12 protein-coding genes are annotated in these 15,310 nt (G+C 34.1%); 9 read left to right on the top strand and 3 right to left on the bottom strand.

Annotation, left to right across the window (positions count from 1 at the left end; genetic code table 11):
- Positions 1–199: 199 nt before the first annotated feature.
- The 5 genes from QLQ94_RS06795 to QLQ94_RS06775 all read left to right on the top strand — a co-directional run bounded on the left by QLQ94_RS06795 (position 200) and on the right by QLQ94_RS06775 (position 7,614).
- Positions 200–2,665 (top strand): AsmA family protein, encoded by a 2,466-nt coding sequence (locus tag QLQ94_RS06795; RefSeq protein ID WP_271336287.1) that lies wholly within the window; start codon positions 200–202, stop codon positions 2,663–2,665.
- Between the two features lie 555 nt (positions 2,666–3,220).
- Positions 3,221–3,694, top strand: a complete 474-nt coding sequence (locus QLQ94_RS06790) for a hypothetical protein (RefSeq protein ID WP_271336286.1) — start codon at positions 3,221–3,223, stop codon at positions 3,692–3,694.
- A gap of 95 nt (positions 3,695–3,789) precedes the next feature.
- The gene (locus QLQ94_RS06785; protein ID WP_276598308.1) at positions 3,790–4,185 is read left to right on the top strand and encodes a (deoxy)nucleoside triphosphate pyrophosphohydrolase; all 396 of its coding nucleotides are present in this window, start codon (positions 3,790–3,792) and stop codon (positions 4,183–4,185) included.
- Positions 4,182–7,331, top strand: coding sequence for a DEAD/DEAH box helicase (locus tag QLQ94_RS06780; protein ID WP_271336284.1), 3,150 nt, complete (start codon positions 4,182–4,184; stop codon positions 7,329–7,331). The genes QLQ94_RS06785 and QLQ94_RS06780 overlap by 4 nt, the downstream gene beginning before the upstream one ends.
- Before the next feature lie 151 nt (positions 7,332–7,482).
- Positions 7,483–7,614: a hypothetical protein gene (locus QLQ94_RS06775; protein ID WP_482499411.1), complete on the top strand. Its 132-nt coding sequence runs from the start codon at positions 7,483–7,485 to the stop codon at positions 7,612–7,614.
- Positions 7,615–7,662: 48 nt separating this feature from the next.
- Here QLQ94_RS06775 and QLQ94_RS06770 read toward each other — a convergent pair whose 3' ends face one another.
- Entirely contained in the window at positions 7,663–7,896 is a 234-nt protein-coding gene (locus QLQ94_RS06770; RefSeq protein ID WP_427402088.1) for a hypothetical protein, read from the bottom strand.
- 486 nt (positions 7,897–8,382) lie between these two features.
- Here QLQ94_RS06770 and QLQ94_RS06765 point away from each other — a divergent pair, with 486 nt between their 5' ends.
- On the top strand, positions 8,383–8,697 hold the full coding sequence (locus QLQ94_RS06765) for an HPF/RaiA family ribosome-associated protein (RefSeq protein ID WP_271337486.1): 315 nt from the start codon (positions 8,383–8,385) through the stop codon (positions 8,695–8,697).
- A 55-nt stretch (positions 8,698–8,752) separates the two neighbouring features.
- Here QLQ94_RS06765 and QLQ94_RS06760 read toward each other — a convergent pair whose 3' ends face one another.
- Positions 8,753–9,409, bottom strand: coding sequence for an oxidoreductase (locus tag QLQ94_RS06760; RefSeq protein WP_271337485.1), 657 nt, complete (start codon positions 9,407–9,409; stop codon positions 8,753–8,755).
- A 606-nt stretch (positions 9,410–10,015) separates the two neighbouring features.
- On the opposite strand from QLQ94_RS06760, the gene wrbA reads away from it, so the two are divergent.
- A complete protein-coding gene (gene wrbA, locus QLQ94_RS06755; RefSeq protein WP_482499408.1) occupies positions 10,016–11,176 on the top strand; it encodes an NAD(P)H:quinone oxidoreductase in 1,161 nt (386 codons plus the stop codon).
- An 868-nt stretch (positions 11,177–12,044) separates the two neighbouring features.
- On the opposite strand, the gene QLQ94_RS06750 is transcribed toward wrbA, so the two are convergent.
- On the bottom strand, positions 12,045–12,695 hold the full coding sequence (locus QLQ94_RS06750; protein WP_271337483.1) for a hypothetical protein: 651 nt from the start codon (positions 12,693–12,695) through the stop codon (positions 12,045–12,047).
- A gap of 363 nt (positions 12,696–13,058) precedes the next feature.
- Between QLQ94_RS06750 and QLQ94_RS06745 the strand changes: the two genes are divergently transcribed.
- Positions 13,059–13,550 carry a nuclear transport factor 2 family protein gene (locus tag QLQ94_RS06745; RefSeq protein WP_271337482.1) on the top strand — a complete coding sequence of 164 codons (492 nt, stop codon included), beginning with the start codon at positions 13,059–13,061 and terminating at the stop codon, positions 13,548–13,550.
- A gap of 262 nt (positions 13,551–13,812) precedes the next feature.
- Positions 13,813–15,195, top strand: a complete 1,383-nt coding sequence (locus QLQ94_RS06740) for an ammonium transporter (RefSeq protein ID WP_271337481.1) — start codon at positions 13,813–13,815, stop codon at positions 15,193–15,195.
- Positions 15,196–15,310: the final 115 nt, after the last annotated feature.

Here is a 15,310-nt window from a genome sequence, read left to right as displayed (position 1 = left end):
CTAGAGTACAAATTTAAAAATTAAATACTAATGAAACACCATTATTAAATTAGTTTTAATTATAAATGTATTGTCATTTATTATACGATTCCCATATTTTTTAAAAATAAGTTATACCTTACAACATATCCAAGGCCATATTTTTAAAATAACGTCGGTTTTTTAACTTATCTTTAATGATCCAGAAAATTTCTTCGAGATGGCATCAACTTTACTTCATATAAAAAACTTCTTTCAATCAGTCCACTTTAAAAAATATGCAAAGCGTTTTGGCTTTTTTATATTAGGACTTATTGCATTACTATTAATTGCGTGTGGCGGATTATCCATTTATTTCAACCGAAATAAAACCGAAATCATCGCCAAGATCAACACAAAAATCAACGAAAACATCAACGGAAAATTCCACATTGGCGATTTTCATTATAAGTTTCTAACCGGTTTCCCAAACTTTACTTTAGCCTTAAAAGATGTCGAGCTCAAAGACAATCAATGGGCAACGCACAAACATACTTTACTGAAAGCTAACGAAGTCGAAGCGCGTTTGAACATTTGGAGTTTATTGCACAACGAAATCAACATACATAAAATCCTCATCAACGACGCTGATATTTATGTTTATAAAGCCGAAAACGGTTATTCGAACGCCGATATCTTTAAACCTAAAAAGAAAAAAACGCCCGAAAATAAATCTGATCGAGAAACGACAATTGATGAAATCGACCTCAACGATGTTCATTTTATTCTTGACAATCGGCTTGGGCATAAATTGTTTGATTTTGATGTTGCGAGTTTAAATACAAAAGTAAATTATGACGGAAGCGATTGGCAAACCGATGTTTTTCTGGATACGCAAATAAAGAGTTTAGCGTTTAATACCGTACACGGCAGTTTTGCCAAAGAAAAAGAACTCAAAGGAACTTTTAATGTTTCGTATTCCTCCAAAAAAGAAAAAATTGATGTCGTAACCCGAAATCTAAAAATAGGAACAGACTCGTTTGACATTATCGCATTTTTTAATCTTGCCAAAGGAAATGCCCTTTTCGGAATCAATATTGGGACTTCTATTTTATGGCAAAATGCGTCGAATGTACTGTCTGCCAATATCAGCTCGAAGCTAAATCGCTTTAATTTAAGTAAACCTATCGACGTAAATTGCGATATAAAAGGCGATTTTAATGCCGAAGGAGATCCCAGAATTGTCGTTCAGGCGATCATAAAAGACAACGAATTGAGTATTCCGGACGGATTAATCAAAAAATGTAATTTTAAAGGAATTTTTACCAATAATTTTAAACCAAAAGACGGTTACAACGACGCCAATTCGGCTATTATCCTGACGAGATTTGCGGGCGAATACGAGAATATTCCGCTTACGATTCCCCAATTAGCGATTAACAATCTCGAAAAACCATTGGCAACCGGAAACGTAAGTTCAGAGTTCGATATCGAAAGACTCAACCAAATCAGCAACGACAAATGGATTCAGTTTACGGCCGGTCATGCAAAAGCCAACCTGAAATTTCAGTTTGATATAGTCGATTTGTACATTACAAAACCCCGTTTTATTGGTAAAATCGATGTCGATGATGCCTCATTTCATTATATACCAAAAAATGTTCATGCCGTAAAAACCAACATACATCTTGATTTTACAGAGAAAGCTTTGCTCATCAAACAAATTACTTATAAACACAATAAAAACACGATTTTCATCGAAGGAAAAATCGACAATTTCCTGAACCTCTATTATGATGCACCCGAAAGAATGATCGTAAACTGGAAAATCTATTGCCCAAATATCGACTTAAAACAATTTCTGGGCGTTTTGGCGACTTCTCAAACCACAAAAGTCACTGCCAAAACCGCCAAAAGACCAACGATTTCGAACCATTTAAGAACCGTAATCGACAAATGTTCTGTAATAATCGACATCAAAGCCGATAACATCAATTATAATAAACTAACCGCGACCAATACCACCGCAACCGTGCAAATGATCGATTCGAGATTGGTCATAAAAAACGGTTCGCTGCAAACTTCCGGCGGAAGCATCACGTTTAACAGCGAAGTAAAACCAAGCGGAAAAAACTTTGCCTTTAGCTCCAACGCGCAGGTAAATCGTGTAGATATTGCGAGTTTTTTAAAGTCGTTCAACAACTTTGGCGTTACGTCTTTTAACCCTAAAAACATCAAAGGAAAACTCAGCAGTCAGGCCAATGTAACCGGATTCATCAATAGCAATGGCGAACTCATCACCAATTCTATGCACGGCAATCTAACGTTCAACGTCAATCAGGGCGCTTTGTTAAACTTTGAACCTATCGTAAAAATTGGCAAGTTTGCTTTTCCGTTCCGCGATGTCGAGAATATTACGTTTAGCGATTTATCCGGCAATCTTAAATTGCGCGGAGAACAAATCGATGTCAATAATTTCACCATTAGTTCCAGCGTCTTAAACCTCGATGCCGAAGGTATTTATTCCTTTGGCCGAGGCACCAATCTCGCCCTCACCATCCCACTCCGAAACTCCAAAAACGACATCAAACTCGCCACCAAAGCCGAACGCGACGCCGTTCGCGACCGAGGAATTGTTCTGCATTTAATTGCACTTGATGGTGATGATGGAAAAATGAAAATTAAATGGGGAAAGAAGGATAAGTAATATTATTTGCAACACTTTCCCGACAATCTTGTCATTATAAATAAACAAGCAAACAATCGTCAATTCACTCAATTTTGTCAATTCCGAGGAACGAGGAATCACACTAAAAACTCAACCAATCTTGTCTATCACGAACTAAGATAACAACCACTAATTCTCCACAATCTTGTCATTCCGAGGAACGAGGAATCTCCGTAAGCAACTCGCCAAAGATTTGCTTTTTTGGAATTTGTAATTTTAAATATTGGAATTTCAATTTTCAGGAGCAATTTCCTGCTGTCCACTATATCTTTTGTGGCGAACCCCGCCACAAAAGGATGCCGTTCCCATCAGGGCTAGGGCTTTTGTTTTCATAAGAAGTTTAGAAATATTAATTAACGCCAGTCAGAAATAATTGGTGTTTTTTTTATGGAAGAAAGTCAAAACTAAAATAATATTGATTTTAAATTATTATTAATGAGGACAATTGTAAGCGGCTCAATTTTCGACTAAAAACTACATTTGAATCAAGCATGTTTTAAAATATTTTTTAGTAACAAAATCCATTATCAAGAAATGAAATATTTAGCAGAAATAATTTTCGGAAAAGATCAAGTTAGGAAATTTCATAATAATGAACCTTTAGATGATTTTGAAAAAATCATCAACTTAAAAAAGTATACTTTCGAAACTTGGGTAGAAAGAAATGCATTTTATAAAGGAATTGGCGAAGCAATGGGCTGGCTTGAATTTGAAGTAATCAAGGAATTCGAAGAGAAAGATGGTAAAGAAGAAAAAGAAGATGATGATAAATTTGATTATTGGGCATTCATTGAGAAATATTATCCAAAGTATTCTCATTGCAACAGCGTTTTGTTAAGTGACATTTTAACTCGAAAATTTTATGGAGAAGAAATTAGCGAAAGCGATGAAGAATATATTAAAGATTGGGATGTTAGAAACGAATTATTTGAAGTAGATAAAGAATTACTTTGTAAGGCTTTCAAAAACTATTTCAATATTGCTTATCCTGAAAATCTTAATTCTTAAAAATTAATAAGAATAGTTAATGTGATTATATTTCACTAATATTAAGCTTCATTACCAAATTAGAATTTATAAATCATTTATCGCATTATTAAAAAATGTCTAAAATCATAAATGTTACTTGTGCAATTATTTTAAAGGATGAAAAAATTCTCGTTGCGCAAAGAAATGAAAAAATGAAATTACCTTTAAAATGGGAATTTCCTGGCGGCAAATTAGAAATTAATGAGAGTGAAATAGACTGTATAAAAAGAGAGATAAAAGAAGAAATAAATATCAACATCGAAGTATTACAAAAATTGACAAATAATATTCATGATTATGGTACTTTTAAAATCAATTTAATTCCATTCTTAGTTCAGTATATTTCTGGTGAAATAAAATTAGCAGAACATAAAGATTACAGATTACTAGAAAGATCACAATTATTAAAACTTGATTGGGCAGAAGCAGATTTACCAATCGTTGAAGAATTTTTAAAACTTGAAATATGAACCAAGGATTATATGAAGAATTAGTTACCAAACTGATAAACTACAAAATAAACGAATTAGATAAAGATACATTTCAAATAAAAAAAACTTCAATAGACAAAGCCGAAGCCTCTCAATTATTATCACAACATATTGGCAAAGTCATCAAATATGCATTAGAAAATCTACCTAGACAAAAAGAAATTGACTTAATAGATAATCAAATAAAAATTTCGAATAAAATAATTCAATTTTTAAGAGATGAATTAGATAAAGCAGAATTTGAAGGTGATTTAATTGAAACAGAAGGAAAAATATTAAACGCTGTTTTTACAAAAGTCGATGCTCATTTTAAAGACTTAGATCTACATTTAAAAGAAATTACACCTTACACTAGGCTAATTCATAGCGAGCTTTTTACTGGAGGAAATGCAGGAACAACTTTAGAAAGCGAATTACGAAAAGAAATATTATCATCGGATAAAATTGATTTATTAGTTTCATTTATTAAATGGAAAGGTATTAGAATTCTTGAACGTGAATTAAGAGAATTTACAGAAAGAGGAGGAAAACTAAGAGTAATTACAACTACATATATTGGTGCAACAGATTCGAAAGCTGTCGAATTCTTGGCATCATTAGAAAATACAGAAGTTAAAGTTTCATATAATACAGGAAATGAGCGTTTACATGCAAAAGCTTATTTATTTCAAAGAAATACAGGATTTCATACTGGTTATATTGGTTCCTCGAATTTTTCTCGTTCAGCTTTAACCGATGGACTAGAATGGAATCTAAAAGTTACGACTAAAGAAGTTGGTCATATCATTGATAAATTTAAAAAAACATTTGAGGCGTATTGGCAAAATGCAGACTTTGAATTATACGATGAAAGCATTCATTCTGAAAAATTAGTTGATGCTCTCAAACAAGGTCGATTTTCAAAAGAATATACTTTTACCACGGCTTATTTTGATATTAAACCTTTTCCTTATCAAAAGGAAATTCTTGAAAAACTAGAAGTTGAAAGGAATGTTCATAATAGATATAGAAACCTTTTAGTAGCTGCTACGGGAACAGGGAAAACTGTAATATCTGCATTTGATTACAAGAATTTCAGGAACAATAATAAATCCTCTAAATTGCTTTTCGTAGCACATAGAAAAGAAATTTTACAACAAGCAAAAGCAACTTTTCAAGGAGTTTTAAAAGATAATAACTTTGGTGATTTATGGGTTGATGGAATTGAGCCGAATTCTAATGAATATCTTTTTGTCTCAGTACAAACTTTAAATAATAGATTAAAAGATCTAAACCTTTCTCCAGATTATTACGACTTCATCATTCTTGATGAAGCGCACCACGGATCGGCTTCAAGTTATAGACCTTTTCTAAATTATTTTAAACCTAAAGTTTTATTAGGATTAACTGCAACTCCAGAAAGAATGGATAATGAAAATATCCTAGATGATTTCTGTAATCGTATTGCAGCAGAAATAAGACTTCCTGAAGCATTAAACAAAAAACTGTTAAGTCCTTTTCAATATTTTGGAATTACGGATAGTATTGATTTGACAAATGTAAAATGGGAAAAAGGTAGATATGTAGCAAGCGAATTAACAGCATTATATACTAAAAACAATATTCGTGTTGGGGAAATAATTACAAATCTTAATAAATATCTAAATGACATAAATGATATTCGTGCGATCGGTTTTTGTGTGACCATTGAACACGCTATTTTTATGACTGAAAAATTTAATTTGGCAGGATTAAAAGCAAATTATTTAACCGCTAAAAATGCCAGTGAAAGAGACAGAATTAGAGAAGAATTCAAGAAAAAAGAATTCAATTATTTATTTGTAGTTGACATTTTCAATGAAGGTGTAGATATTCCTGAAATTGATACTGTTTTGTTTTTAAGACCAACAGAAAGTTTAACCGTTTTCCTTCAACAATTAGGTCGTGGTTTGCGTTTAGCAGAAGGAAAGGATTGTTTAACTGTTTTAGATTTTGTTGGAAACTCGAGACCAGAATATGATTTCGAAAGTAAATTCAGAGCATTAATTGGCAAAACAACAACTTCCGTTCAAAAAGAAATTGAAGATGATTTTCCTCATTTACCTTTAGGCTGCTCCATTGTTTTGGAGAAAAAAACAAAAGAAACAATTCTTGAAAACATTAAAAAAGCTACTTCATTAAATGTAAATCAATTAATTACTAAAATTATAAATTTTCAACATCAAACTAATTTACCATTAACTTTAAATAATTTTATTGAATTATATCATATTCCTATTGAAACGATTTATAAAAAAGATAGCTGGTCAAGATTATGTCAACGAGCAGGAATAACTGATGATTTTGAAAACATAAATGAAAAACAAATTTATTCTGCAATAAGTAATAAATGGCTTTCTACAAGTTCAACGAATTATTTCAACTTTATTCTTAAAATAGCAAAGCAAGGATTTAATATTCATCTTGATGATTTTAGTGCTAACGAAAAAACAATGTTACTTATGTTGCATTATGATGTATGGCAAAATCATGATTTATTTAAATCATTAGAATTGAGCATTAAAGCAATTGGGAAAAATAAAATTTTAGTTGATGAAATTATTGAAGTATTAGAAATATTAATTGATAGAATTGATTTCAAGGAAATAGAAATTAAATTACCATATGATCAACCACTAAGATTACATGCGAGATACACAAGAGATCAAATTTTAGTTGCATTTGGACTAAGTAATTTTGAAAAAAAATCTTCCAGTCGAGAAGGTGTGGCAGAGAATGTTAATTTAAACACTGAACTACTTTTTATTAACTTAATTAAATCAGAAGAAAACTTTTCTCCGACTACAATGTATGACGATTATGCAATAAGTGAAACTTTATTTCATTGGCAAAGTCAAAATTCTTCAAGACCCGATATTGGTAGAGGTTTATCCTATATTAAACAACAAGAAAATGATAAGAAAATTTTACTTTTCATCAGAGAAAAAGCAAATGATGAAAAGGGAAATACAATGGGATATGTTTTTATTGGAGAAGGCAATTTCAAAGAATATGAAGACCAAAAACCAATGAACATTAAATGGGAGTTAAATGAGCCAATGCCAAATTATCTATGGAAAGAGTCTGCGAAAATGTCGGTAGGTTAATGTAAAAACATGATAAAACATTCAATCCTAGAAACTCCAACTGTAATTAATCCGCCTATTAAACTTATAGATATTATTTACAATTGTCCTGTTTGTGATTACGAAATTGAGATAGACATGTTTGTAGATGATAATAGCTTTCTTAAATGTGATGGATGCGAACACATTACCAAATTTAGAATTAAGAAAATCTAAAAATGTAGATTACTTTAATTGCAACGGAGTTACTTGCGGAGATTCCTCATTCTTCGGAATGACAAAACAGGCGGAAAAAGCAAAGTAAACCACAAAATAAAAAAAGCCACTTTTCAGTGGCTTTTCTCATTCTTACTTATTCAACATCCAAATAAGGATTTAGAATTTCTGCTAATTCATTCAACCAATAAAAACCGTCTTCGACTGATTTTGTATCGATTTGCAGAGTTTCGCATTCTCGCATTAAAGACATGGCGAGAAGATAATTTACTCTTCGAATTGCTTTTGCGAAATTTTCAGGATCAATCGCTTGGTTGAAAAATTCGGTTAACCGCAATTCTGTTTCTTTTGAAAGGGTGTTTACACTCATAATCTTGCATTTTAGGAAATATAAAACCCGCGCAGGTTAGGTGTCCTACGCTGCAAGAGCGTTGCAGTTGTTTCCAATACCGCCACCATACCACACGGGCACAAAGTTTTTCTGAGATCATAAGTTCTTGCATTTAGGACTGCGAAGATACCAAAAAAACTCTTGGGATTTGTATGGTTTTTCTATCTGAATATAAAAGATTAAATTTAGTTTGCTTGTTGCTTCGGGGCTTCGACTAAGCTCAGCATGAAATATCGACTTTGCTCAGCATGACAAAAAATACAATAAAAAAATCTGTTTTTATCCGCGTTTTCACGAAGTGAATCCGTTAAATCCGCGTTCGATAATAACATTTCACAATCGCCAGGTCTCACAAAAAAAGGCTTAAAATTTTCCAACATTTTTTCATAATGTTTTATTAACTCACTTGGCTTTTCATTCTAAAAAAGATAGCTTTGAGAAACAATCATTAAATATAAACCGATTATGAAAATTCAAATCAACACCGACAAGAACATCGAAGGACACGAAAGATTAGCAACTTATTTTTCTGAAGAATTAGAAAAAGGTTTAGCTCGTTTTGAGGAAAAAATAACCCGTATTGAAGTACATTTTGGCGATGAAAACGGAGAAAAATTCAGCTTAAACGATAAAAAATGCGTGATTGAAGTTCGTGTAGCCAATTTGCAACCTTTAACCGTAACAGACCACGCCGATACGCTTGAAAAAGCTTTTAGCGGCGCTCTTGCCAAAGCAAAAAAATCTCTTACGACGACTTTCGAAAAACAGAAAGCGTTTTAATCAATATACAAACAAATGCAAATGGCATTATCTCTAATTAAGATAATGCCATTTTTTATTTTAATAAAGCGTTCATTTCTTCCCAATGCAATATTTTGACTTTTTCGCTAAGTTGGTTCGCACTATTGACCATTGCTTTGGCGATATCGCTCGCCTCTATTCCTTTGTATTTCTTCATTCCACCCACAAACAAAGGATTGATGAATTTGAATATCCCAATAAATACTTTTTCCAGAGGTCTGCTTTCTTTTCTGTCTCCTAAAATCATCGATGGTCGAAAAATATGCGTATGATCAAGATTCAAGTTGATAATATCCTGTTCGGTTTCGCCTTTCATCTTGGTGTAAAATATCGACGACTTTGCGTTTGCTCCAATTGCCGAAACTAGAAAAACTGCTTTGGCACCGTTTTCTTTGGCCAATTTCGCCGCCAAAACCGGATAATCATGATCGATTTGATAATATAGTTTTTTATCGGGTGTTTTCTTTTGCGTGGTTCCAAGTGCTATAAAAACTTCATCAACTTGAATGCCTTTTACAACTTCGGGCAATGAATTAAAATCACCTATCAGAGTTTTTAGTTTTGGATGCTGAATGTTAATTGCTGCCCTGACCACGATTGTTACTTGTTCGTAATTGGCATTATTCAACAACGTTTCGAGAATATACGATCCTACCAGTCCGCTTGCTCCGTATACAATTGCTTTTTTCATAATAAGGCGATTTGTTTCCTCGAAGTTAGAAAATTAAAACTTAACTTTTTGGATTGAGTTGTTTAAACACATAGAAACATAGGATTTGTAAACTTAAAAAAAGGCATTTCATTTATTTTAAAGTCACATAGCTATGTGTCAAATCTTGATTTGTATTTAATTCTCTTTTGTTCATTCCTAAATCCTATGTCTCTATGTGTTTATTTTTTTTCCTCTCGCAGATTGAGCAGATTTTAATTTTTAATCTATATTGTCTATTTTTTTTAAACACATAGAAACATAGATTCTAGCAGTTTAGGAAAAGACATTTCATTTGCTTAAACACACATAGCTATGTGTCAAATCTTGATTTGTATTTAATTCTCTTTTGTTCATTCCTAAATCCTATGTCTCTATGTGTTTAAATATTTCTCCCGCATATTGAAAAGATTTAATTTCTAATCTATGCTCTTGTTGTTTTTAAATAAAAGTACGATTAACATAATAATAACGCTTTTCGGGATTGTAAGAAGTAATTTTGCAGTCCCAAAAAAGCAACTTGGTTTTTGAGATAAACCAAGCTTCTTAATTGAGATTATTCATTACAAATTATTTAAAATTACACTTATGAAAAAGCAACTACTCGTATTATTAATCGCAATATTTATAGGTTTTGGTTCCAATGCGCAAACAAAATCATCGGAAACAAATGTGCTGGTTTTGATTTATTCTCAAAACGGCGGAACTTACAAAATGGCAAAAGCAATTGCCGATGGAGTTCAGGAATATCCAAATACAAAAGCGACTTTAAAACGTGTTCCATCTATAAATCCAAAAGAGAAACTAAATGCTGATGTAGAGAAATTACCTGTTGCAACGATCGAAGAATTGGCCAATTATGACGGAATCGCTTTTGGAAGTCCTGTGCATTTTGCGAATATTAGCGCTGATATGAATTACTTTTTCAGCCAGAGTATTCCGCTTTGGACTTCGAGAACTTTAGAAGGAAAACCGGCAACTGTATTTATGTCGGCAGGATCTGGGGCAGGAAAAGAAGCTGCGATTTTGTCTTTCTGGAATATTCTTGCCTCCCACGGAATGGTGATCGTACCAACCGGAATAATGGGAACGGCTACTTTAGACAAAACGGTTCCTCAGGGAAATACGCCTTTTGGAGCGACTTCATTGGTCGGATCTACAGGAATTCGCCCGTCGCAAAGCGAATTGAATCTGGCTAAAGAACAAGGAAAAGCTTTGGCAAGAGTAGCTTCTGGATTGAGAAATACAGAGAATATAAAATCCGTAAAAACAACTTCGGTTGAAAGTAAAAGCGATATCAACAAAACATTAAAAGACAATAATATTGTTATTCCTGAAGCACCAAAACCAGTAGGGAATTATGTTCCGTTTACGATTTCGGATCATAAGGTATATATTAATCAGGTGGCTTTGAAAGACGGAAAGATCCTAAATCCGGGTAAAGTTGGCGCAACAGTTACAGAAGATCAGGCAAAGGAAGCAACATACCAAACGATGCTGAATGTATTTGCTGTTCTAAAAGAAGCTTGCGGAGGCGACTTGAACAAAGTAAAACAATGTGTGCAACTAACAGGATATTTTAATACCACTCCTGAATATACGCAACATGCAGGACTTATGAATTCGGCTTCGAATTTGACGGCTTTGGTTTTTGGAGAAAAAGGAAAACATGCGAGAGCAACGATTGGCGCAGCTTCGTTGCCGATCAATTCGGCTGTAGAAATTCAGGCGATTTTTGAGATTGAATAAAAGAAAATTTTACCGCAATCCCGATAGCTATCGGGAGCAAAGGATTACGCAAAGTCACAAAGCTTTATGAATTACGCTTTGCTTTGAGATCGCAAAGTAATTAGAAAAAATCCGTTTTTATCAGCGTTTTCGCGTTAGCGAATCAGTAAAATCAGCGTCTAATTTTTGACGCAGATCAAACAGATTTACTTCGTAAAAACGCGGATAAAAACGGATTTTATTTGCAATGATTTTATTTTTTAAAAGCTTAACTCTCTGACATTCCCCATAGGGATAAAACATGCAAGAGCGCCACTATTGGTGCGACTGCGTTACCAATCAATTCGGCTTTAGAAATTCAGGCGATTTTTGAAATTGAATAAGGGTTTATTGGTTTACAAATGGGAATAAATTTGGGAACGTTTTTGTGTTGTCCCTACGGGACAAAATTGTGATTCGCAAATTGTTTTTCTACCAACATGTAATCTCTACGAGATATTTTTTTAGTGACTATATTATATAGAAGAGACTTCACATTTTATAAACATTGCCAACGTTTTCAATCGCTCGAACACAATATATTTTTCACTATCCTTATCCCACGCCTGAAATTGTGGGTAATAATTGAAAATATTGATATTTTAAATAATAACTCCGTTAGGAGTTAAATATTGGTAGAAAAAAACATATAGTAAGTATTAATGTCCCGTAAGGGACTACACGTATATTTGTTATAACACAATCGATGTTTTTTGCGTGAGGGATAGAAGCTGGCTACCGAAGTAGCGCGGATAGCCCGACAGCAATAAAAAAAGGGGCCGACTAAGCGATTTGCATAGTTGGCCCCTTTTTTTATTGGTGGCACGCCCAGATTATTATTGACGTAATATTATGATTTTGGCAACGGAGCTCCAACGGCGATATCGCAACGATGTCCGGGTTTTCCGTGAGCAGGATTCATTCCGTCTGCTGTGGCTACTTCTTCGGTACTTAATAAGGCCGGAACCGCATTGTTTGCAGGTGGCGTCACGGTAAAGTTTTGCGAAGTGCTTCCGCTTTGGGCCGTATTAGCAACAGGTTGTTTTGCTGCAGGAGAGTTTAAAGGTGCTCCAACCGGAATATCGCATCTGTGACCGGGTTGTCCGTGCGCAGGATTCATTCCTTTGGCAACTTTGGCTGGCGTTACGGTTGTTGTGGTTACTTGTTGCCCTGCGTTTACTTGTACAGGTTGCGCAGTTTGAGTCGTAGTCGTTTGCCCTTGCGTTGGAGCCGAATTTAATGGCGCACCAACGGCAATATCACAACGATGTCCGGGTTGTCCGTGTGCAGGATTTATTCCTTGCGTTGCTCCCATTACGGTATTGGGATTCGTGGCAGGATTTTGAACTACCGGTTGCTGTATTTTTGTGGTGTCTTTTGCTAATCCTAGTTTGACTAATTCAGATGTTGGTGTATTTTCCTGTGGTTCCAGTTCTTTCTTGCAAGAGGTAAAAACTAAGGAAGTAACAAATATTGAGGTGATAAGTATTTTTGGATTCATGATGTAAATTTTTAAAGCTCTCAAATATACTGGTTTTTGTAAAGTTTTCCACCATATAAGTGATATAAGATAATTTAAGTTTTGCTTTGCTTTGTAATATAATCTCGCAAAGGCGCAGAGTCGCAAAGTTTTATTTTCTTTGAGACTTGGCTTAACTTAAATTTTAAGTTTTTTAAATTTTTGCTTTTAGAATTTCGCGAAAAGGCGCTAAGTTTTAAAATCGGCAAGGGAAAAAACTTTGCGACTCTGCGACTTTGCGCGATTAAAACGAATCCCAATAAAAAACTCTGCATCTTTGAACCTACGTCCCTTTGCTCCTTTCAAAAGATTTTTTGCTAACTTTAAATCCAAATAAAACCTCTCATGAAAAAATCAATTCTCCTCCTATTATTCGTTGCGACTTTTGCAAATGCACAAACTTCTGAAAAAGACAAAGTCAATCAAACCCTTGATACCTGGCACAAAGCGGCTGCTGATGTAAAATTCGACGCTTACTTTGATTTAATTGCCGAAGACGGAATTTTCATAGGAACTGACGCTACAGAAAACTGGACTAAAAAAGATTTTAAAGTTTGGGCAAAACCCTTTTTCGACAAAGGAACTACCTGGAATTTTACAGCTTTGGAACGTCATATCTTTTTTGACAAATCAGGAAAAATTGCGTGGTTTGATGAATTGCTAAATACTCAGATGAAAATTTGCCGTGGTTCTGGTGTCTTGGTTAAAGTGGGGAAAGAATGGAAAATTCAGCATTATGTTTTATCGATGACGATCCCTAATCCAGAAGCAGACACTGTTACTAAGATAAAAGCGCCTATCGAAGATGTTTTGATTGCGAAGCTTCAGAAAAAATAAACAATTTTGGGTTTTGTTTTTATAATCCTAACTTTTCTAGTGGTTTAGAACATCTGATATCAAATTAATTATAATACAATTGGCAATTTTATCCGTAAATTAGAAGTTCAAAATAAGATAGTCTCAAAAAAATGGATCGAATATTACAAAATTGACTAAAATAAAAGATCAACCTCTATTTTATTAGCCTTGAAAATCAAAATCTTTATTTTTTTTTAACTTTGACCCCAAAAAAAATAGGGTTCAATAAAGTATCTGAAAAATGAAAATAGAAAAACGCTGGGTCATTTCCTTTATTATTATAAGTATTGTTTGTATTACCGGTGCATTTTGGCCAACTGTTACTCAAAACAGTTACGTATTATCTGAATTTGGAACAACGGATCATATTGTTCCTGCCGATGTTGCCTGGATGTTAACCTCCTGTTGTCTGGTTTTGATCATGACTCCGGGATTATCTTTTTTCTATGGCGGAATGGTGGGCAGAAAAAATGTGATCTCAACCATGTTGCAAAGTTTTATTTGTTTGGGCGTTGTAACGCTTTTATGGGTTGTAGTGGGTTTTAGTTTGGCTTTTGGAGATCCTGTAGGATTTGGTTCAGGCGAACACTTTTACAGCTTTTTCGGAAATCCAACAACATTTGCTTTTATGGATTATGTGGGCGTTTTGCCTCATAAAAAATTAGCCAGTACAATTCCGTTTATGTTATTTGCTTTGTTTCAAATGAAATTTGCGATTATTGCTCCGGCAATTATTACGGGTTCGTTTGCAGAACGTGTTCGATTTATATCGTATTTACTTTTCATCAGTTTGTTTACCATTTTTATTTATGCTCCTTTGTGCCATTCGGTTTGGTATCCTACAGGAATTTTAGGAAGTTATTTTGGCGTGAAAGATTTTGCCGGAGGAACTGTAGTACATATGAGTTCCGGATTTGCTGCTTTGGCGGGAGTTATTGTTTTAGGAAAAAGAAAAAATAGCGCTCATATCCCAACCAATATTCCGTTTGTATTATTAGGAACCGGAATGTTATGGTTTGGATGGTTCGGGTTCAACGCTGGATCTGCTCTTGCTGCCAACGGAACTGCCGCAATGGCTTTTGCAACGACAACAACTTCATCTGCCGCTGCGATGTTAACCTGGGTTTTCTTTGACAGAATGAACGGAAGAAAAGTTTCTGCTCTTGGTGCTTGTATTGGGGCTGTTGTAGGTTTGGTTGCCATAACGCCAGCTGCAGGATTTGTATCAGTTCCTGAAAGTATGTTTTTTGGGTTTGTTACGGCTTTGGTTTCTAACTCGGTTGTAAATTGTCGTTTCTCTAAAAGATTTGATGATACGCTCGACGTTTTTGCCTGTCACGGAGTTGGTGGAATTATGGGAATGATCCTAACCGCAATCTTTGCTCATGGCGAAGATGCAAGTTTATTGCACGGAGGCTGGAATGTTTTTGCACACCATATGATGGCATTGGTTTTGGTTTCTATCTTTACTTTCTTCGGGGCTTATTTCTTGTTTAAAGTAACCAACTTTATTATTCCGTTGCGTGTCTCTGAAGAAAATGAACATATCGGTCTTGATTTATCGCAACACGATGAAACGCTTGATCCTAAATTAAAACCTATTACTGAGGCGCATTACGGGTAAAAAAGTTTGCCACAGATTTCACAGATTAAAATGATTTTTTTGATTAATCGTAAATATGAATGTGTAGTCCCTACGGGACATGTCTAGCGTGGTAACTATTATTTTCTACCAATAT

This window comes from Flavobacterium sp. B114r, assembly GCF_056824125.1.
This window is presented reverse-complemented; position numbering and strand designations above follow the sequence as displayed.

What these genes read in the sequence shown, in the direction of transcription:
- QLQ94_RS06795 (WP_271336287.1), top strand. Translation starts at nt 200, where the DNA reads ATGGCATCAACTTTACTTCATATAAAAAACTTCTTTCAATCAGTCCAC.
- QLQ94_RS06790 (WP_271336286.1), top strand. Translation starts at nt 3,221, where the DNA reads ATGAAATATTTAGCAGAAATAATTTTCGGAAAAGATCAAGTTAGGAAA.
- QLQ94_RS06785 (WP_276598308.1), top strand. Translation starts at nt 3,790, where the DNA reads ATGTCTAAAATCATAAATGTTACTTGTGCAATTATTTTAAAGGATGAA.
- QLQ94_RS06780 (WP_271336284.1), top strand. Translation starts at nt 4,182, where the DNA reads ATGAACCAAGGATTATATGAAGAATTAGTTACCAAACTGATAAACTAC.
- QLQ94_RS06775 (WP_482499411.1), top strand. Translation starts at nt 7,483, where the DNA reads ATGGATGCGAACACATTACCAAATTTAGAATTAAGAAAATCTAAAAAT.
- QLQ94_RS06770 (WP_427402088.1), bottom strand. Translation starts at nt 7,896, where the DNA reads ATGAGTGTAAACACCCTTTCAAAAGAAACAGAATTGCGGTTAACCGAA.
- QLQ94_RS06765 (WP_271337486.1), top strand. Translation starts at nt 8,383, where the DNA reads ATGAAAATTCAAATCAACACCGACAAGAACATCGAAGGACACGAAAGA.
- QLQ94_RS06760 (WP_271337485.1), bottom strand. Translation starts at nt 9,409, where the DNA reads ATGAAAAAAGCAATTGTATACGGAGCAAGCGGACTGGTAGGATCGTAT.
- wrbA (WP_482499408.1), top strand. Translation starts at nt 10,016, where the DNA reads ATGAAAAAGCAACTACTCGTATTATTAATCGCAATATTTATAGGTTTT.
- QLQ94_RS06750 (WP_271337483.1), bottom strand. Translation starts at nt 12,695, where the DNA reads ATGAATCCAAAAATACTTATCACCTCAATATTTGTTACTTCCTTAGTT.
- QLQ94_RS06745 (WP_271337482.1), top strand. Translation starts at nt 13,059, where the DNA reads ATGAAAAAATCAATTCTCCTCCTATTATTCGTTGCGACTTTTGCAAAT.
- QLQ94_RS06740 (WP_271337481.1), top strand. Translation starts at nt 13,813, where the DNA reads ATGAAAATAGAAAAACGCTGGGTCATTTCCTTTATTATTATAAGTATT.